This is a genomic window from Pseudomonas sp. 18173 (assembly GCF_050432945.1).
Taxonomy (GTDB): Bacteria; Pseudomonadota; Gammaproteobacteria; order Pseudomonadales; family Pseudomonadaceae; genus Aquipseudomonas.
On sequence record NZ_JBKFTN010000010.1, the window covers coordinates 19,465 to 37,643 of the forward strand.

Annotated in this window: 17 protein-coding genes; 13 read left to right on the forward strand and 4 right to left on the reverse strand. The window is 60.2% G+C overall.

Annotated elements, in window-relative coordinates:
- The first annotated feature begins 163 nt into the window (after nt 1–163).
- From ACLD1X_RS13195 to ACLD1X_RS13245, 11 genes are all read left to right on the forward strand, one after another.
- Complete coding sequence (locus ACLD1X_RS13195; protein WP_429368218.1) at nt 164–1,282, forward strand: quaternary amine ABC transporter ATP-binding protein; 1,119 nt, start codon at nt 164–166, stop codon at nt 1,280–1,282.
- Nucleotides 1,279–2,127 (forward strand): ABC transporter permease, encoded by an 849-nt coding sequence (locus ACLD1X_RS13200; protein ID WP_429368220.1) that lies wholly within the window; start codon nt 1,279–1,281, stop codon nt 2,125–2,127. The genes ACLD1X_RS13195 and ACLD1X_RS13200 overlap by 4 nt, the downstream gene beginning before the upstream one ends.
- The gene (locus ACLD1X_RS13205; RefSeq protein ID WP_429368222.1) at nt 2,124–2,975 is read left to right on the forward strand and encodes an ABC transporter permease; all 852 of its coding nucleotides are present in this window, start codon (nt 2,124–2,126) and stop codon (nt 2,973–2,975) included. The genes ACLD1X_RS13200 and ACLD1X_RS13205 overlap by 4 nt, the downstream gene beginning before the upstream one ends.
- A 154-nt stretch (nt 2,976–3,129) precedes the next feature.
- Entirely contained in the window at nt 3,130–4,143 is a 1,014-nt protein-coding gene (locus ACLD1X_RS13210) for a GlxA family transcriptional regulator (protein WP_429368224.1), read from the forward strand.
- A 386-nt stretch (nt 4,144–4,529) separates the two neighbouring features.
- The gene (locus ACLD1X_RS13215) at nt 4,530–5,252 is read left to right on the forward strand and encodes a GntR family transcriptional regulator (RefSeq protein ID WP_429368226.1); all 723 of its coding nucleotides are present in this window, start codon (nt 4,530–4,532) and stop codon (nt 5,250–5,252) included.
- Nucleotides 5,253–5,358: 106 nt separating this feature from the next.
- Complete coding sequence (locus ACLD1X_RS13220) at nt 5,359–6,678, forward strand: NAD(P)/FAD-dependent oxidoreductase (RefSeq protein WP_429368228.1); 1,320 nt, start codon at nt 5,359–5,361, stop codon at nt 6,676–6,678.
- A 170-nt stretch (nt 6,679–6,848) separates the two neighbouring features.
- Nucleotides 6,849–8,180: an MFS transporter gene (locus tag ACLD1X_RS13225; protein WP_429368230.1), complete on the forward strand. Its 1,332-nt coding sequence runs from the start codon at nt 6,849–6,851 to the stop codon at nt 8,178–8,180.
- 24 nt (nt 8,181–8,204) lie between these two features.
- Nucleotides 8,205–9,116: a dihydrodipicolinate synthase family protein gene (locus ACLD1X_RS13230; protein WP_429368232.1), complete on the forward strand. Its 912-nt coding sequence runs from the start codon at nt 8,205–8,207 to the stop codon at nt 9,114–9,116.
- Nucleotides 9,109–10,605, forward strand: coding sequence for an aldehyde dehydrogenase (locus ACLD1X_RS13235; protein ID WP_429368234.1), 1,497 nt, complete (start codon nt 9,109–9,111; stop codon nt 10,603–10,605). Before ACLD1X_RS13230 ends, ACLD1X_RS13235 begins: the two co-directional genes overlap by 8 nt.
- A gap of 240 nt (nt 10,606–10,845) precedes the next feature.
- Nucleotides 10,846–11,778 (forward strand): GlxA family transcriptional regulator, encoded by a 933-nt coding sequence (locus ACLD1X_RS13240; RefSeq protein WP_429368236.1) that lies wholly within the window; start codon nt 10,846–10,848, stop codon nt 11,776–11,778.
- A gap of 103 nt (nt 11,779–11,881) precedes the next feature.
- Nucleotides 11,882–12,856 (forward strand): nitrilase-related carbon-nitrogen hydrolase, encoded by a 975-nt coding sequence (locus ACLD1X_RS13245; protein WP_429368237.1) that lies wholly within the window; start codon nt 11,882–11,884, stop codon nt 12,854–12,856.
- 68 nt (nt 12,857–12,924) lie between these two features.
- On the opposite strand, the gene ACLD1X_RS13250 is transcribed toward ACLD1X_RS13245, so the two are convergent.
- Nucleotides 12,925–13,431, reverse strand: coding sequence for an HvfX family Cu-binding RiPP maturation protein (locus ACLD1X_RS13250; RefSeq protein WP_429368238.1), 507 nt, complete (start codon nt 13,429–13,431; stop codon nt 12,925–12,927).
- Nucleotides 13,432–13,826: 395 nt separating this feature from the next.
- Here ACLD1X_RS13250 and ACLD1X_RS13255 point away from each other — a divergent pair, with 395 nt between their 5' ends.
- Nucleotides 13,827–15,329: an aldehyde dehydrogenase family protein gene (locus ACLD1X_RS13255; RefSeq protein ID WP_429368240.1), complete on the forward strand. Its 1,503-nt coding sequence runs from the start codon at nt 13,827–13,829 to the stop codon at nt 15,327–15,329.
- A gap of 61 nt (nt 15,330–15,390) precedes the next feature.
- Here ACLD1X_RS13255 and ACLD1X_RS13260 read toward each other — a convergent pair whose 3' ends face one another.
- Both ACLD1X_RS13260 and cynS read right to left on the reverse strand, forming a co-directional pair.
- Nucleotides 15,391–16,050 (reverse strand): carbonic anhydrase, encoded by a 660-nt coding sequence (locus ACLD1X_RS13260; protein WP_095967594.1) that lies wholly within the window; start codon nt 16,048–16,050, stop codon nt 15,391–15,393.
- Nucleotides 16,051–16,111: 61 nt separating this feature from the next.
- The gene (gene cynS / locus ACLD1X_RS13265; protein WP_007971791.1) at nt 16,112–16,579 is read right to left on the reverse strand and encodes a cyanase; all 468 of its coding nucleotides are present in this window, start codon (nt 16,577–16,579) and stop codon (nt 16,112–16,114) included.
- A gap of 123 nt (nt 16,580–16,702) precedes the next feature.
- Between cynS and cynR the strand changes: the two genes are divergently transcribed.
- Complete coding sequence (gene cynR, locus ACLD1X_RS13270) at nt 16,703–17,584, forward strand: transcriptional regulator CynR (protein ID WP_429368243.1); 882 nt, start codon at nt 16,703–16,705, stop codon at nt 17,582–17,584.
- A 105-nt stretch (nt 17,585–17,689) separates the two neighbouring features.
- Here cynR and ACLD1X_RS13275 read toward each other — a convergent pair whose 3' ends face one another.
- Nucleotides 17,690–18,019 (reverse strand): hypothetical protein, encoded by a 330-nt coding sequence (locus ACLD1X_RS13275; protein ID WP_429368245.1) that lies wholly within the window; start codon nt 18,017–18,019, stop codon nt 17,690–17,692.
- Between the last annotated feature and the right edge of the window lie 160 nt (nt 18,020–18,179).

The window sequence follows — 18,179 nt, forward strand, 5'->3', positions numbered from 1 at the left end:
TAGGAGCTTGCGTGCTCGCGATGGATTCACAGGCGTCGCGTTCAATCAGGCGACCCGCGTTATCGTTAACGCCCATCGCGAGCGAGCTCGCTCCTACAGTCATGCCACTGCCGAGTTTTGATCAATTAGAAAAACCAGTAAAACTGGTTCAATAGGCTTAACCATGAATACGGTCAAAGTAGACACTAACGAAGTACTTGTAGATTGCCAGTCAGTCTGGAAAGTCTTCGGTCAGAACGCCAAGGCGGCGATGGATGCTGTGGTTCAAAAGGGACTCAGCAAAACCCGGATCCTGCAGGATTTTGGCTGTGTGGTCGGGGTGTCTGATGTCAGTCTCCAGGTTCGTCGCGGAGAGATCTTTTGCATCATGGGGCTGTCCGGCAGTGGCAAGTCCACCCTTATCAGGCTGCTCAACAAGTTGATCACGCCCAGTGCCGGCAAGGTGCTGGTCAAGGGCCACGACCTGTCGACGTTGTCGCCCGCGCAATTGCGCGAAGTCAGGGCACGCAACATCGGCATGGTGTTCCAGAGCGTCGCCCTGTTGCCCAATCGTACGGTGTTGGAGAACACCGCGTTTGGCCTGGAAGTGCAGGGTGTCGGCAAAGCCGAGCGTTACAAGGTGGCGGAGCGGGCGTTGGCCAAGGTCGGCCTGACCGACTGGGCTTCGCGCTATCCCAGTGAACTTTCGGGTGGCATGCAGCAGCGGGTCGGCCTGGCGCGGGCGATTACCGCCGACCCTGAAGTGATCCTCATGGATGAACCCTTCAGCGCGCTGGACCCGTTGATCCGCCGGCAACTGCAAGACGAGTTCCGTCAACTCACCAAGGACCTGGGCAAGTCCGCGGTATTCATTACCCACGACCTGGAGGAGGCGATCCGCATCGGCGATCGCATCGCGATCATGAAGGACGGGGTGATCATCCAGGTCGGCACCGCCGAGGAGATTGTCCTCAATCCGGCGGACGATTACGTGGCCGAGTTTGTCGCCGGCATTTCCCGCTTGCACCTGGTCAAGGCCCATTCGGTCATGAGCCCGGTGGCGGCATTCCAGGCAGCCAATCCGTCCTGTGATCTCACGCGATTGCCCAAGGCCTCGGCCGAAGCCGATATCGACGAACTGATCGGCCTGACCACGCAATCCAATCTGGAAGCCATCACCGTGGTGAAAAACGGTGTGGTGGTGGGTGTGATTACGCCACGGGATTTGCTGCGGGGCGTGCAGGGGCTGCCGAATGAGATCGCGGCTGAACAGGCGGCCACCGTCCTGGAGGCCTCGACATGAGCACGCCCGATTTTTCCGCGCAGTTTGACTCGGTTGTCGACTCCGGCCTGGAGTGGCTTTCCGATCACGGCGAGTGGCTGTTCGAATCGGCCAATACGGTGCTGGAAGGTGTTTTCAAAGGTGTGCAGTGGTGCCTGGCTTATCCGCCGTATTATGTCATTGCCATCGTCATCGGCCTGATCGGCTGGCGCATGGTGGGAGTTCGCTTTGCCGTGCTCTCGACCCTGGCATTGCTAGCCTGCGCCATGATCGGCCTGTGGCCGGAGACCGTCAGCACGCTGGCCCTGGTGCTGACCGCCACGGTGCTGGCCTTGATCGTCGCGGTGCCGTTGGGCGTACTGGCGGGCCTGGCGCCGGCGTTTGATCGTGTGGTCGACCCCTGCCTTGACCTGGTCCAGACCATGCCGCCCTACATCTATCTGCTGCCGGCCATTGCGCTGCTCGGCTACGGCCCCGCGACCGCGCTGCTGGCCACGTTCATCGTGGCGGTGCCGCCGGCGCTGCGGCTGACTTCCCTGGGCATTCGCATGACGCCCAAGGAGTTCATCGAGCTGGGTGAAGCCAGCGGTGTGACCCGGTTGCAGATGTTCTTCAAGATTCGCCTGCCGTTCGCCATGCCGAGCATCATGGCCGGGGTCAACCAGAGCCTGATGATGGCCTTCGGCATGGTGGTCATCGCCGGCATTGTCGGCTCCGGCGGCCTGGGTGAATCGATCTACGGTGCGATCCGCACGCTTGATATCGCCAAGTCGATCAACGCGGCGATTGCCATCGTCATTCTGACCATGATCCTCGATCGGCTCGCACAGAGTGCGGCGCAGTCGCGGATGGGAGACAGCCAATGAGCCTCCTCGATATGCGTTTCTCTCCCGGCGCGTTTCTCGCCCCTGCCATCGATTGGTTGAACGCCAATTTGCACGGCCTGTTCGTGCTGATCAGCAAAGTGATCGAGACCAGCCTGGGCGGCGTCGAATCGGCGCTGCTGGCGCCACCGGCTTATGTGTTGATCGGGCTGGTGGTCATCCTGGCGTTCTTCATGGCCAACCTGCGGGTGGCGATTTTTGCCGGGTTGATGTTGGCCTTCTGTCTGTTCTCGGGGTTGTGGGTGGCGTCGATGCAGACCATTGCCCTGGTCTCGGTATCGGTGCTGATCTCGGTGGCGATTGCCTTTCCCTTGGGCGTGCTGGCGGCGCGGGTCAAGCGGGTCGACGCGGCGTTTCTGCCGATTCTCAACGTGATGCAAACCGTGCCGCCGTGGGTGTACCTGATCCCGGCGGTGATGTTGTTCAGCCTCGGCCGCGTGCCGGCGATCATCGCCACCATCGTGTACGGCATTCCGCCGATGCTGCGCTTGACCACGCTGGCGTTCAAACAGCTGCCCAAGGATCTGCTCGAACTGGGACAGGCGCTGGGCGCTTCGCCGCGCGCGATTCTGTTGAAGATCGAACTGCCCACCGCCGCACCGACGTTGTTGGTCGGGCTCAACCAATGCATCCTGCTGTCCCTGGCGATGGTGGTGTTGGCGGGGTTGGTCGGCGCCGGCGGGCTTGGCGCGGAAGTCACCCGCGGCCTGACCCGAATGGAGATGGGCCTGGGACTTCGCGCCGGGTTGGCGATCGTGGCGGTGGCCTTGCTGCTCGATCGTTTGTCCCGCGGTGCGCTGCAGCGCCATTCCCCGCGCAAACTGGTCTGAGGGCGAAAGACTGGCTTGCCCAAGGCTTTCAACTTGCGTAAACAGTGCAGACGCCGAATGTTCGGCGCCAGGGGATACAGGTTTCCAGGTCGGGAGTGACAGGTATCAAAGCGTTATTTCACAGGTTCGTCGACAGGACGAAGCGAGGCGAGCGTTGGTAGAGCGACGTCAGTTCAGTGGAGCGATGAAAGGCAAGAACCTTCGCTTCCTCAAAGAGCATGAAGGCCAACCCGTTCTGCAGGCGCGTGCAGGTTTCCTGTTGCTGGAGCATTTCTCGCTGCCGGCCTTTACCCAGGCGCTGGATACGGTCGTGACGGCCAACCTGTTGCGGCCGGAGTTGTTTTCAACGAAAACCTTCGGCCTGAAGGACGCCGAGGTAATCAGCGATCTGGGGCTGGTCATCCGTCCCGACGCCTGCCTGAGCCATGCCGAGATTCAGAACCTGGACCTGCTGGTGGTCTGTGGCGGATACCGCACCCATCTGCACGCCGACGAAGCATTGATCAACCTGCTGCAAGACGCGGCGGAGCAGGGCGTTACCCTGGCTGGCGTGTGGAACGGCGCGTGGTTCATCGGACGCGCCGGCTTGCTCGAGGGTTATCGCTGTGCGATTCACCCGGAGCACCGCCCGGCACTCGCGGAAATTGCCAAGCTGACCCAGGTGACCAGCGAAGCCTACGTGGTCGATCGTGACCGCCTGACAGCGTCGAGCCCGACGGGTACGTTCTATATGGCCCTGGAGTGGATCAGGGGGCTGTACGACAAGGCGCTGACCGATGGCATCGAGGACATTCTGGCGTTTGAGGCTTCACGCTACCGGCGCATCAAGCCGTCGCTGAATGTCTCGGTCTGTGGTCCGCTCAGGGAGGTGGTCAACCTGATGGACGCCAATCTGGAGGAACCGCTGGAAATGGAGACGCTCTGCCTTTACGCAGGGCGCTCTCGCCGGCAGATCGAGCGTCTGTTCAAGGAGCAGTTGGGCACCACGCCGCAGCGCTACTACATGGACTTGCGCATCACCGAAGCGCGACGCTTGCTGCAGCACACCACGCTGACCATCGTCGAAGTCTCGGTCGCCTGTGGTTTCGTGTCTCCCAGCCACTTCAGCAAGTGCTACAGCTCTTATTTCGGCTATCGGCCGTCCAGGGAAACCAGGCTGGTCAAGTAGGCCGCTGACCGACGCCCGGCATCTCTGGATGCCGGCATCGCAATCGAACTTTACAGCCGAAACAGAGCAGGGCGAATGCCTGATGCCAGTCAGACAAGCGAAACTCCTGTGGGAGCGGGCTTGCTCGCGAAGACTGCGCAACAGTAAACATTGATGTTGCCTGACACACCGCTTTCGCGAGCAAGCCCGCTCCCACAGGTTCCGCGGCTTAACTGACTGAGCCCCTGTTTGTCCTCTCGATTCTTGTTCCGGCAGCCTTCTGTCACCTGCCGTTAAAGGCTGTTTCTTTTGTGTATTTTAATTGTAGACACAAAGAATAACGTTGTTTTATAGTGCGAATACAGGTAGTAGACAGTGCTCACTCACCCGTACGAAGGTTTCTGAAAATGGCGACAAAAGAACTCGATCCGCAGGCGTCCTCCGAATTGCCTGTCGACCGTAAAGCCGTACTCGGGGAAACGCTGCGGCGCCGGATCCTGAGCATGGAGCTGGCCCCTGGCGCCGTTGTCGACGAATTGGCGCTGTGTGACGAGTTCGGCCTGTCGCGCCCACCGGTGCGCGAGCTGATGCGGCAGATGGCGGCCGAGGGTTACATCGACCTTGAAGCCAACCGGGCTGCGCGGGTTTCGTCGATGAACTACCAGTCGCTGCGCAGCTTCTTCCTCGCCGCGCCGCTGATTTACATCGCCACCACGCAATTGGCGGCCACCCACGCAACGCCTTCCGAAATTGCCGAGCTGAAGCGCATCCAGGCGTTTTTCCGCACCGCCATCGAGGAAAAGGACGTCGAAAAACGCGTGCTCTACAACGATGAATTCCACCTGCAGATCGGCAAGATGGCGCATAACGCCTATCTGATGCCGAGCCTGCAGCGCTTGCTGATCGACCATGCGCGACTGGGCAAGATTTTCTATCGCCACCCCACGACGACGGACATGCAGGCAGACCTGGAAGTGGCGGCCCGCCAGCACGACGAAATGATCAGTGCCATTGAAAACAACGATCCGGTTCTGGCCGGGGACATCGTGCGTGCGCACCTCGAACTGTCGCGTCGCAGGATGTCCGAATATGCCGCTCCTGAAGGTCTGGACGTGGCGCTGACTTACTGATTAGCCGTACCGATGCCTTTGCATAAACACTGAACATGGCGTGATGAGATCGTGCAGAAGGAAAGCTTTCAGGACTAACAACGATAAAAGAACCCAGGTCGCGAAAATGGCAAAGATCAAAAACACTCCGGCAGATGATTCAACCTGTGGCTGGTTTCACCTGAGCCCGCCGCGCAAGGCTCGTCCGGCCCACACCGGCATCCGCTCGGCCCGCTGGGTGGTGTTGGGCGCCGGGTTTACCGGGCTGGCGGCGGCGCGACAGTTGGCGCTGAATTTTCCTGACGACGAGATCGTGTTGATCGAGGCGCAGGAGGTCGGTTACGGCGCTTCCGGCAGGAATGCCGGGTTCGCCATCGACCTGCCGCACGATATCGGTGCCGATGACTACATCGGCGATATCGCCACGGCAAGAACCAGCATGGAATTGAACCTGGCCGGGCAGTACATGCTCAAGGGACTTGTCGAAAAGCACCGGATCGAATGTCAGTTCCGCCTGTGCGGCAAGTACCAGGCCGCGATCGAAGACCGCGGCATCGCGGTACTCGATGCCTATCGCCGGGGGCTGGACAAACTCGGTCAGGACTACGAGGTCATCGAAGAAAAGGACTTGCCGAGCCACATCGGCACGCACTTCTATCGAAAGGCACTGTTTACGCCCGGCACCGCGCTCATACAACCGGCGGCGCTGGTCAAAGGGTTGGCCGATAGTCTGCCGGCCAACGTGACGCTTTATGAGAACACCCCGATTACCGAGGTGCAGTACGGCGACAAAACCACGCTCACCCACGCGTACGGTCGCATTGTCGCGGACAAACTGCTGCTGACCAACAACGCCTTCGCCATGAGTTTCGGCTTTCTCAAGGGCCGCATGCTGCCGATCTTCACCTACGCGAGCCTGACCCGGCCGCTGACCGCAGACGAGCAGGCACGATTGGGGGGCAGGCCATACTGGGGTGTGATTCCCGCCGACCCTTTTGGCACCACGTTGCGCCGGACCACCGACAACCGTCTGCTGGTGCGCAACAGCTTCAGTTTCAACGCAGATGGCCGCAGTCACCCCAAGTACTTGCAGCGCTTTATCCAGCGGCATAAGGAATCGTTCGAGCGCCGCTTCCCGATGCTTCCGGATGTCGACTTCGAGTACACCTGGGGCGGGTCGCTGGCGATGTCGCGAAATCACATGGCGCACTTCGGGCAACTGTCCAGCAACGTCTATGGCGCGCTGTGTTGCAACGGGCTGGGTGTCACCCGGGGAACCGTGACCGGCACGCTGCTGGCAGACTGGCTGGCGGGCAAGCGCAATCATCTGATCGATTTTCTGTTGTCGTCCCCCGGGCCGAACAGAAACCCACCCGAGCCCCTGCTTTCGGCGGGCGTGAACATGAATCTTCTGTGGGGACAATGCCGCGCAGGAAAGGAAAGCTGATCAAGTAACACGCTGGACAGGCAAGTTCGAATTTAAATGATCGGTGGGAATATCAGTTCTATTGGCGAGTCCATGTGGCTGATTGTTTCCTGGCGAGACGGCATTCATTTGCCTGGATTTTGGTTTGCACTTCAGCCCATTAAATGGCCGAGGCGAAATAGGAGACAATAATGACAAGTCCTAATGCATCTGTTGAAGATATACCGCTGAACAACTTTCACCGCTTGTTGACCCTTCGTTCCGGGGGCGGATCGTTCGTGGATGGTTATGTGCTGAGTATTATCGGCATCGCCATGCTGCAAATAACTTCGGCGCTGAACCTGACAGAGTTCTGGCAGGGGATGATTGCAGCATCAGCACTTATGGGGGTGTTCTTTGGTGGTTTTGCCGGTGGCTGGCTGACCGACAGGTTGGGGCGCAAGAAAGTTTATTTTATCGGGCCATCGCTGTTTATCCTTTGTTCTCTGGCGCAGTTCTGGGTTGAGTCCGCACCGGCATTGTTCGCCCTCAGGTTCATTATCGGCTTGGCGGTGGGGATCGAATATCCGGTGGCCACGGCCTTGCTGGTGGAGTTCCTGCCCCGGAAACAACGGGGGCCGAGGCTCGCGGCACTGACCATCCTCTGGTTCGCCGGTGCCGCCTTTGCCTATGTCGTGGGCAATGCCATCCTCGATGCCGGCGGCGATGACGCTTGGCGATACGCACTGGCCAGCGCCTCGGTCATTGGCCTGGTGCTGTTTGCATTGCGCATGGGCACACCGGAATCCGCGCGTTGGCTGCTGAGTAAAGGGCGTGACACCGAGGCCGAACGCGTCATCAAGCGAGTGTATGGCCAGCACTATTCGCTTCGGGATCTGCCGGAACAGCCAGACGAAAAGAAAATGACATTCGGCGACTTGCTGCGTTCCGGTTACGGCAAACGCTTGTTCTTCGTCTCAGTGTTCTGGTCATGTTCGATTATTCCGGTATTCGCTGTTTATGCCTTTGCGCCTAAAGTTCTGCTGGCCTTGAATTTAAAAGGCGAGTGGGCGTCCTACGGTTCCATGGCCATTACGTTGTTATTTGTAGTGGGTTGTATTCTGGCGACCCGGCTGATCAATATCATTGGCCGCCGCAGTATGTTGATTCACAGTTTTCTATGGTCTGGCCTGTCGTTAATGCTGCTGGCGATGTTTTCCAACAGTAACGAACTGCTTGTGCTGTTTCTTTTCGGTGCTTACGCCGTGTTTATCGGTGGCGCACAAGTTCTGCAACTGGTTTATCCGAATGAACTCTTTCCCACGGAAATACGCGCATTTGCCGTGGGAATCGGAACCTCACTTTCTCGCGTCGGGGCGGCCATCGGTACTTACCTGGTGCCTGTTTCGCTGCAGACCCTGGGAATCGCCAGCACGATGTATGTAGCGGCAATCGTCACCTTTACCGGGCTGATGGCTGCGTGGGCCATGGCACCTGAAACGCGTTCGCTGAACTTGCGCGATGCAGCGGCATTGAGCAATTAAACCCTTACTGATGGAGAGGCAATCATGAAGTTCGAAGGTATCTACACCCCGGCAATCACTCCCTTGACGGCAAACGGGGACATCGACAAGGCCGCGTTCGCTGACGTACTGGAGCACCTGATCGAGTCGAAAGTACACGGCATCATCATCGGCGGTTCGACCGGCGAGTACTACGCCCATACCTCGCAGGAGCGCATCGATCTCGCCGCTCAAGCGAAGGACGTCATTGGCGGGCGACTGCCGCTGGTGATCGGCACCGGCGCGATCCGCACCGAAGATTCCGTCGAGTACGCCAAGGCTGCCCGCGCCATCAAGGCCGATGCCATTCTTGTCGGCTCGCCGCCTTATGCGTTGCCGACCGAGAAGGAAAACGCCATCCATGCGTTGACCGTAGACCGCGCCGCGGACCTGCCGATCATGCTCTACAACTACCCGGCACGGATGGGCGTCAGCATGGGTCCGGCGTATTTCGCGGCGGTGTCCGAATCGAAGAACATCGTGGCCATCAAGGAAAGCTCAGGCGACATGGCACAAGTCCATCGCCTGGCACGTGACTATCCGAACATCAGCCTGTCTTGTGGCTGGGACGACCAGGCACTGGAGTTCTTCGCCTGGGGGGCTCGCAGCTGGGTGTGCGCCGGCTCGAACTTCATTCCGCGCGAACACGTTGCGCTGTACGAAGCCTGCGTGATCGAAAAGGACTTCGACAAAGGCCGCAAGATCATGAGCGCGTTCATGCCGCTGATGGACTTCCTGGAAAGCGGCAAGTTCGTCCAGTCGATCAAGGCCGGCTGTGAGCTCAATGGCTTGCGCACCGGCAGTGTGCGTTCGCCGTTGCAACCTTTGTACGAACACGAAAAACAGGCCCTGAAGGACATCATCAGCACCCTCAAGCGTGATGTCGCTCAAGTGATCGGGAGTTCGAACCATGGCTGATCTACTCAGTGCGGCCGAATATGCCGCTATCGCCCGGAAAATGACCTTTGCGACCCTGTCCTTCGTCAACGGCGAGGCCTACACCTCGGTCTCCGGGCAGACGTTCAGCACCAGCAACCCGGCGACCAACCAAGTGCTGGCCCAGGTCACGGCCTGCGACGCCAGGGATGTCGATGTCGCGGTCGCCAATGCCAAGCAAGCCTTTGACGACGGCCGCTGGCACAAGCTCAGTCCCGGCGAGCGCAAGAAAGTGCTGTTGCGCTTTGCCGATCTGCTGGAGCACAACGCCCATGAGCTCGCGGTCATGGAAAGCCTGGACAGCGGCAAGCCGATTCGCGAGTGCCAACTGACGGACATTCCCGAAACCATCCATATGATCCGCTGGCATGCCGAGCTGATCGACAAGATCTACGACAACACCGCACCGGTCGGCTCCGGCGCGTTGACCCTGGTGGTGCGCGAGGCCATCGGTGTCGTCGGACTGGTTTTACCGTGGAATTTTCCGCTGTTGATGCTGGCCTGGAAAATCGGCCCGTCGCTGGCTGCTGGCTGTTCGATCATCGTCAAGCCGGCCAAGGAGACCACCCTGACTGCATTGCGCGTGGCGCAGCTGGCGTTTGAGGCGGGTGTGCCGGCCGGTGTGTTCAACGTGTTGTCGGGGGGCGGCAAGGAGGTCGGCGAACCACTGGGCCGGCACATGGATGTGTCGATGGTCAGCTTTACCGGCTCGACCGCAACCGGTCGCCGGTTCCTCAACTACGCGGCGGATTCGAACCTCAAGCACATCGTCCTGGAGTGCGGTGGCAAGAACCCGGCCGTGGTGATGGACGATGTGGAGGACCTGGACCTGGTGGCGGGCCATGTCGTCAATGGTGCGTTCTGGAACATGGGCGAAAACTGCTCCGCGTCGTCACGCCTGATTGTCCATGCGGACATCAAGGATGAGCTGCTCAAGCGCATTGGCGTGCAACTGCGCGAATGGAAAATGGGCAGCCCGCTGGACCCGGAAAACCGCATCGGTTCCATGGTCAGCCAGGCGCACTTCGAGAAAGTCCGCTCGTATCTCGAGCAGGCCGGCGTGGAAAATCTGCGGGTTGTTTTCGGTGGTCGTACCGAGGGCGAGATCTTTGTCGAGCCAACGGTGTTTGATGGCGTAGCGGCGGATAGTCGCCTGTTCCAGGAGGAGATTTTCGGCCCGGTACTCGCCGTGACCACCTTCACCACGATTGATGAAGCCATCGCCCTGGCCAATGACTCGGTGTATGGCCTGGCGGCCTCGGTCTATACCGATAACCTGCGCCACGCCATCAAGCTGTCGCGTGAAATCCGCGCTGGCGTGGTAACGGTCAACTGCTTCGGCGAAGGCGATGCCTCGACGCCATTTGGCGGTTACAAGGAGTCCGGGTTTGGCGGGCGTGACAAGTCGATCTGGGCGCACGATCAGTACACCGAGATCAAGACGATCTGGATCGATGTTTCCGAGCGTTAAGCTCGTTGCATCAGACAGCGGCCACTTGCGCTGTTGGATGTGATGGCCCCTTCGCGAGCAGGCTCGCTCCCACAGGTTTTTCTGTGAACACGGGATTTGTGTAGCGCAGAAATTCCAGGTGGGAGCGAGCCTGCTAGCGATGGCGGTCGGCGTCACCCTGATTTGCGCTGCGGGCTGTTCGGGTTAGAGTGCAGGTTCTGGCCTGAATGTCAGGCATGCCACGTTTAGGGTCATGACGCCATGCACCAGATCGGACTCATCGTTTACCCCGGTTTTCAGGTTCTCGGCCTGGCCATGTGTGCCGCCTTCGAGTTGGCCAACAGCGCCACGGATGAGCCGTTGTACAGCATTGCGTTACTGTCCGAACCGGGTGGACTGGTGCAGACGTCCGCCGGTTTTGCCGTGCAGACCGAAGCGTTCGACCAGCGCTCGTTCGATACGCTGCTGGTCATGGGCGACAACCTGATCCGCCCGACCACGCCGGGCATGCTGGCGTTTTTGCGCAGGGCCAGCCACGGCACCCGGCGTCTGGGCTCTATTTGCACGGGGGCGAATGCGTTGGCGGAGGCCGGTTTGCTCGACGGTCGGCGGGCAACCACCCACTGGGCGCACGTGCCAGCCTTTCGCAAGGCGTACCCGAACGTGAAGGTCGAGGAAGACCGGATCTTCATCAATGATGGCCACCTGTGGACGGCGGCGGGCATGAGCGCGTGCGTGGACCTTGCATTGGCGTTGGTGGAGATGGACCTGGGCGCCGAGGTCGCCCGCAAGGTGGCGCGGCAATTGGTGGTGTACCACCGGCGTTCCGGCGGGCAGTCGCAGTTTTCGGTGATGCTGGAACTGGCCCCCAGGACCGATCGGATTCAGGCCGCGCTGAACTATGCCAAGCAGCATCTCAAGTCGGCGCTGACGGTCGAGGAACTGGCCGGCGCGGCCAATCTCAGCCCCCGGCAATTCAGCCGGGTGTTTCATGCCGAAACCGGCCAGTCTCCGGCCAAGGCCATCGAAAACCTGCGGGTCGAGTCGGCCCGGTTGATGATGGAAAGCGGGCGGCACTCCATCGATGCGGTGGCGACCGCCACGGGTTTTGGTGATCGGGAACGCATGCGTCGGGCTTTTATTCGTGCGTTCGGACAGCCGCCGCAGGTGATTCAGCGTGCCAGTCGGGGTTGATTTTCTCTATGTCCTAAAAGGTGGTGTATACGACATTCAGGTCATTATATTATTGCCGTAATCTTGAACTCGTTGAAACCTTTCCCTCAATGAGATCACCGCCATGAGCCTCGTCAAAGCTGCCGCCGTACAAATCAGCCCCGTTCTTTACAGCCGAGAAGGCACCGTCGACAAAGTGGTGCAGAAGATTCTCGAACTCGGCGAACAGGGCGTGCAATTCGCTGTATTCCCGGAAACCGTCGTGCCGTACTACCCATACTTTTCCTACGTGCAGTCGCCGTTCGAAATGGCTGCCGAACATCTCAAGCTGCTGGATCAGGCGGTCACTGTGCCTTCGGCGGCCACCGATGCCATCGGCGCTGCGGCCAGGCAAGCCGGCATGGTCGTGTCCATTGGCGTCAACGAGCGCGATGGCGGCACGCTGTACAACACGCAGTTGCTGTTCGATGCCGACGGCGCGCTGATCCAGCGTCGCCGCAAGATTTCCCCGACCTACCACGAGCGCATGATCTGGGGCATGGGCGACGGCTCCGGCCTGCGGGCCGTCGACAGCGCGGTAGGGCGCATCGGTCAATTGGCCTGCTGGGAGCATTACAACCCGCTGGCCCGTTATGCCTTGATGGCCGATGGCGAGCAGATCCATGCGGCGATGTACCCGGGGTCGTTTGCCGGTCCCCTTTTCACCTCGCAAATGGAAGTCAGCATTCGCCAGCATGCCCTGGAGGCCGCGTGCTTCGTGGTCAACTCCACGGCCTGGTTGTACCCCGAGCAACAGGCGCAGATCATGGCCGACACCGGTTGCGCCATCGGCCCGATCTCCGGCGGTTGCTATACCGCGATCATCAGCCCGGATGGCACGGTGCTGGGCTCGTTGCTGGAAGGTGAGGGCGAGGTGATCGCCGACCTCGACATGAGCCTGATCGACAAGCGCAAACGCATGATGGATTCGCGCGGCCACTACAGCCGTCCGGAACTGCTGAGCCTGCTGATTGACCGCACACCTCACACCCATGTGCATGAACGCAGCGTGCATCCGAAGCTGGTCGAAGAGACCGGGCTGGAGGAAGTGATTGGTTAGTTTCAAGGCAAAAAAACAGGGGACTTCATCGAAGTCCCCTGTTGTTTGTCCGCGTTGCGGATCGGGTTTCAGCGACGCCAGAAGAAACGGGTCAGCAGCGCATCGATGCTGAGCTTGCCGGCACCCGACAGCAACAGGGGCGTGAAGGCCACAAGGTAGATCAATGGCAGTTTGAAGTTGCCGTAACCCTTGTTGCTGATGGCATAGCCCTGGGCAAGTTCACTCAGGGTGTGCCAGTCGGCAGGCCAATGGATGGCGGCGGTGGCGACGAGGGTCACCACCATCAGGCTCAACGCCGAAAAACGCGTGCCCAGGCCCAGCAGCAAGGTCATGGAAAAGATCAGTTCGGCCCACATCGACAGCTCCCAGTTCAGCGTCGCGGGAATGTGGTCGAACGGAAACGGAAAGCGCGACTGGATATCGGCGAACCAGTTCTGGCCGTTGAATTTCTCAAGGCCCGACTCGAAGAATTCCCAGGCGAGGAACACCCGCAACGCCAGGGGGGCAACCCAGTCGCCGGCACGGTCGAGGTTCAGGTGCAGGCCTTTGACGGCCGAAGAAATGGAGGTGCTCATGGACGTTGATCTCTTTCAGGTCAGGGAGGCGGGGCAACGGTATGCCCCTTGAGTTGAGCGCTTTGATCGGCGCGGCCAATCGGCAGGCGTATTTCAGCAATGGGGTGTATCTGCGGTGTGTCGCTGTGGCGGGGTTTTGCGTGCGGGGTGTGTCGGGGGCGCGTCTGTATACATTGAGATACGTAACCACGGGATTTTTCATCCAGTGCACAACCAGGGTGGGAGCGGGCTTGCTCGCGAAGACGGCGTGTCTGCTACGTTGATGGTGCCTGACACACCGTCTTCGCGAGCAAGCCCGCTCCCACAGGAGATCACCGGTCGCCAGCCGGAAACGTGACGCTCCAGGGAAATTGCTATACATTTTCCGGCCGCCCATTGCATGGTGTAACCGCTTCATGTCTCTTGCGCTCGAACGTCTAGTCGCTGGCACGCCCATCCCTTTCGCCGGTAACCGTGTCACTGTCGTCAGCCCCGAACTGGCGCAGCGCTTCCAGCCCGGTGACCACCTGCTGGTGGAGCAGGTCAGCGGCGAGTTGCTGCTGATCCCCGTGGCGGACCAGCAAGCGGCCAGCGTCGCGATCGAGCGTGCCGAAGCGGCGTTTGGCGCGCTGTCGGCGGTGTCCGATCAAGCGATCAGCGCCTTCTTCGACCTGTTTGCCCAACGCCTGGAAACCCCGGAATGTTGGGCGTTGATCGAAGCCGCCAACCTGGCCGACATCGAACGGGCCAAGGCGCGCGGTCGCTCAACCACCCGGTTGCTGGCCGATGAGCGCATGCGTCGCGATATGATCGCCGGCCTGCGCGCCTGGCGTGATGCAGCGGCGAGCCGTGGCAAGGTGATCAGCTGTGTCGAACACGATGGCTGGAAAGTCGAGCAAGTGGTTTCGCCGCTGGGCATCGTCGCGTTCGTCTTCGAAGGCCGGCCGAATGTGTTTGCCGATGCCGCCGGTGTGTTGCGCACCGGCAACACCGCTGTGCTGCGCATCGGCAGTGATGCGTTGGGCACGGCCCAGGCGATTGTCACCCATGCGCTGAACCCTGCGCTGAGCGATGCCGGTTTGCCGGCCGGTGCCGTGTCGTTGGTGGAAAGTGTCAACCACGCCGCCGGTTGGGCGATGTTCGCGGACCGGCGCCTGTCGTTGGCGGTGGCCCGCGGTTCGGGACGCGCCGTCAGCCAGTTGGGCAGCATCGCGCAGCAGGCCGGCACGGCGGTCAGCCTGCACGGCACCGGTGGCGCCTGGCTGATCGCCGATGCCAATGCCGACGCCCAACGCTTTGCCGCGGTGGTGCGCAACTCCCTGGACCGCAAGGTCTGCAACACCCTGAACGTCTGCCTGATTCACCGCGACCGCGCCGCTGAACTGGTGCCGCTGTTCCTCGACGCACTCACGCAGGCCGGCACCGCACGGGGCCAGGGTTGCAAGCTGCACATCGTCGAAGGCAGCGAGTCGCACCTGCCGCAAGACTGGCTGGCTGCAACGGTCAAGGTGTACCGCGCCGAAGGCTATCAGACCGAGGCGCAGGCCGAGCCGTTGCCGGAAGCTCAATTGGGTCGTGAATGGGAGTGGGAGGAAACCCCGGAGGTCAGCCTGAAAATCGTTGACGACCTGGACAGCGCCATTGCCTTGTTCAACCGTTACAGCCCGCAATTCACGGTGTCGCTGATCAGTGACAATGCACAGGCGCAGGAGCACTTCTACAACGCGGTCAACGCGCCTTTTGTCGGCAATGGCATCACCCGTTGGGTCGACGGCCAGTACGCCTTGAACAAGCCGGAACTGGGTCTTTCGAACTGGGAGAGCGGGCGCCTGTTTGCTCGCAGTGCGATTCTCTCGGGTGATGGCGTGTTCACCATTCGCAGCCGTATGACCCAGGTCGACCTGGGCGTCAAACGCTGAGCCGGCGCAACCGGTGACCGCTGCAAGGGCGGTCACTTTCTTCAACGATCGGCGGTGCTGATCAGGCGGCCTTGATCGCTTTGGCCGATACCGCACAAGTGCCTGGATGCTCGACCAGCGACACGAAGCTTCGGCTGTCGGCATCCAGCGCGTCGATCGAACCGGTCTCGATGTCGTACACCCAGCCATGCAGGTTCAACAGGCCTTTTTCCTGGGCCAGGCGCACGCTCGGGTGCGTCTGGATGTTGGCCAGTTGGGCGATGACGTTTTCCCGAACCATCGAACTGACCTTGGCCGCTTCACTGGCATGTGGCCGGGCTTCGTTGATCACTTTCGCCGACTCGGCGTGTTGCAGCCAGCCGCTGACGGCGGGCAGGTGGTCCATGCATGTGCATTTGGCCACCGCCGTCATGGCGCCGCAGTCCGAATGGCCGCAGATCACGATGTCGGTCACGCCGAGCACGGCGACGGCGTATTCGACCGTGGCCGATACACCACCCGGATGCGGGCTGTAGGACGGCACGATGTTGCCGGCGTTACGGATCACGAACAGTTCACCGGGCTCTTGCTGGGTCAGCAGTTCCGGCACGACGCGGCTGTCGGAACAGGTGATGAACAGCGTGCCTGGATGCTGGGTGGTGGCCAGGTGTTTGAACAGGTCGGTGCGTTGCGGAAAGGCTTCTTTCTGGAACTTCAAGAAACCGTCGATGAGCGCTTTCATGATCGCTTCCTCATGGCTGGGCAGGGTTCGACCCGCACGGGGTGTGCGGGCCGCTATCAACTTAGAAAGGACGCAGGGGCAGGAACTTGCCGTCCAGGGTGATGACGGCGCGGGAGCCACCTTCCGGGTCTTCGACTTTCTTCATGTCGAGCTTGAAGTTGATCGCGCTGATGATGCCGTCGCCGAACTGCTCGTGAACCAGGGCCTTGAGGGTGGTGCCGTAGATCTGGATCATTTCGTAGAAGCGGTAGATGGTCGGGTCGGTCGGCACTCCCGAGAGGCTGCCGCGCAGCGGGATGATCTGCAGCCGGGCCACGGCGTCGGCGTCCAGTTCGAGTTTGTCGCCGACCACCTTGGCGGCACTTTCCGGCAGCGGGTGCTGACCGAGCAGGGCAGCGGTGACGTAGGCCAGGCTCAATCCGGTGCCGTCGGCCAGGTCCTGCCACGACAGGTTTTTGCGCGCCTTGGCGTCAAGGACAGAAGTGGTCAGGGCCAGGCTTGGGTCGTTGTAGGCATGGGACTGTTGCATGGTGATTCTCCTATCGGAAGGGATGTTGCTTGGGTGTGGAGCCATCTTCTGCCGATCAATCCATAGCGTCCAAGACCGATATACAATGCGATCCATAAGCACGGCCTATAGATGGAGAATCCCATGCTGCTTCGACATTTGCGTTACCTGCTGGCGGTGGCCGACCACGGTGGTTTCACGCGCGCTGCCGAAGTGCTGCACGTGTCCCAGCCGACCTTGTCGCAGCAGATCCGCCAACTGGAAGACTCCCTGGGCGTGAGCCTGTTCGACCGCACCTCGCGCACGGTCAAGCCGACCGATGCCGGCGAGGCTTACATTCAATGCGCGCGACGGGTGTTGGTGGAGCTGGAAGCGGGCAAGCGTGCGTTGCACGACGTGAAGGATTTGTCCCGCGGGACCTTGCGCCTGGCCATGACGCCGACCTTCATGGCCTATCTGGTGGGGCCGCTGGTGCGCGACTACGTGGCGCGTTACCCGAACATCCACCTGGAGATTTTCGAGTTGTCGATGGACGAGATCGAGGCCGGGCTGGCGGATGATTCGCTGGATATCGCCATTGCGTTCGATCAGGTGCGAAGCGCGGACATCGAATCGATCCCGGCCTTTACCGAAACCCTGGGGTTGATGGTTGGGCGCGATCATCCGCTTTACGAACGTCAGCACCCGTTGTCCGCTGAAGAGGTAGCGCAGCTTGAGTTTGCGCTGCTGACCCCGGACTACATCACCCGCACGTGCATCGACGAGTATTTCGCCCGGGCGCAGATCACGCCCAAAGTGGCGATTGAAGTGAACTCGGTCAACACGCTGCTGGAGGTCATCCGGCATTGCGCCATTGCCACGATCCTGCCGGAATCCATCGCCACCCAGGATCGGGCATTGCGCAAACTGTCGATGCTGGGCGCAGCACCCGAGCGCGGGGCCGCATTGCTTCGGCGCAAGAACAACTACCACAGTGCGGCGTCGCTGGCGTTTGTGGATCTGGTGTTGGGTGGTGACTTTTCATGAACTCCACAAGGGATATTGTTGAACTTTAATTTGAGGCAAAAAAAAGGCCTGCTCTTTTTGGGAGCAGGCCCTTTTTATTTATAAGTCAGTAATGACTCATTTCAATCAGTAGAACCGGTCAATCACCCGAACTTCGTTCTGATTCTGCATCGAGGCCCAGGCCTGTTTCAGGGTTTGCAGAACATTACCGATGAAGTCCTTGTCGGCTGCGGCTTTCTTGCCGACATAGCCATGGCCGCGACGGTACATCTTCAGTCGGGCGAGCAGGTTCTGGTTGTTCTGGTCGAACTCTGCTTCATGGGCGTGCGGCGACAGGCAGTCGATATGCACCTGGCCACACTTGCTGATCCAGAGAATATGGCTGTCGTGGCTGTCTTTTTTTGCAGCGAAGATACGAGCCAGTTCATCGATAGTTGGTTGATTGTTCAGATTCATCATAAAGCCCCTTGACCAATTGGTGATCTTTCAAAGTTGATTCGCTAATACAGGTAGCCCATCGGTTAGTTGATCCCTGGCACCGAAACCAGGACGTCAGCGTTCGACCGCCTTATCGGGCGGGGTCCTGCGTCTGTTGCATGTAGTCGTGTTGAATAAC